General features: G+C 55.1%; 1 protein-coding gene. It reads left to right on the top strand.

Annotated elements, in window-relative coordinates:
* Positions 1 to 32: 32 nt before the first annotated feature.
* The coding region (locus GPK49_RS08505) for an ATP-binding protein (protein WP_215677449.1) at positions 33 to 844 on the top strand (812 nt) is incomplete at its 3' end.

Raw genomic sequence — 844 nt, 5'->3', positions numbered from 1 at the left:
CCCGATTATTCATGCAAGGAGGGCGAGAGCTTATGAAAAACGAGATTGAAGCTATGATTACGGACATTACAACCACTACCGCCGAAGCGGAGGACTACACAGGCGAGGACGGGCTTTTATACTGCGGCAAGTGCCATACGCCAAAAGAAGCCTACTTTTCAAAAGAAACCGCCCAATGGTTAGGGCATGACCGACACCCGGCAGAGTGCGACTGCCAGCGGGCAGCCCGTGAAAAGCAGCAAGCCGCCGAAAGCCGACAGAAGCACCTTGAAACAGTGGAGGACTTGAAACGCCGGGGCTTTACCGACCCCGCTATGCGGAACTGGACATTTGAGCATGACAACGGCAGAAACCCACAGACCGAAACCGCCCGCTTTTATGTGGAGAGCTGGGAAACCATGCAGGCTGAAAATATCGGCTACCTGTTTTGGGGCGGCGTGGGGACAGGAAAAAGCTACCTTGCCGCCTGTATTGCCAACGCCCTTATGGAAAAAGAGGTTGCCGTTCGCATGACAAACTTTGCAACGATACTGGGTGACCTTGCCGCCAGCTTTGAGGGCAGGAACGAATATATTTCCCGCCTTTGCAGCTACCCCCTGCTGATACTTGATGATTTCGGTATGGAGCGAGGGACAGAATACGGGCTGGAACAGGTTTACAGCGTGATTGACAGCCGTTACCGAAGCGGCAAGCCGCTGATCGCCACGACCAACCTCACGCTGGAGGAATTGCAGCACCCGCAGGACACGCCCCACGCCCGTATTTATGACAGGCTGACTTCCATGTGCGCCCCCGTCCGCTTCACGGGCAGCAACTTCCGAAAGGAAACCGCACAGGAAAAGCT

The sequence above is a fragment of the Clostridium sp. MCC345 genome (genome assembly GCF_018785345.1).
Lineage (GTDB): Bacteria > Bacillota > Clostridia > Lachnospirales > Anaerotignaceae > Anaerotignum_A > Anaerotignum_A faecicola.
The sequence above is the reverse complement of the archived record's forward strand: the minus strand, read 5'-3'. Positions and strand labels throughout refer to the sequence as shown.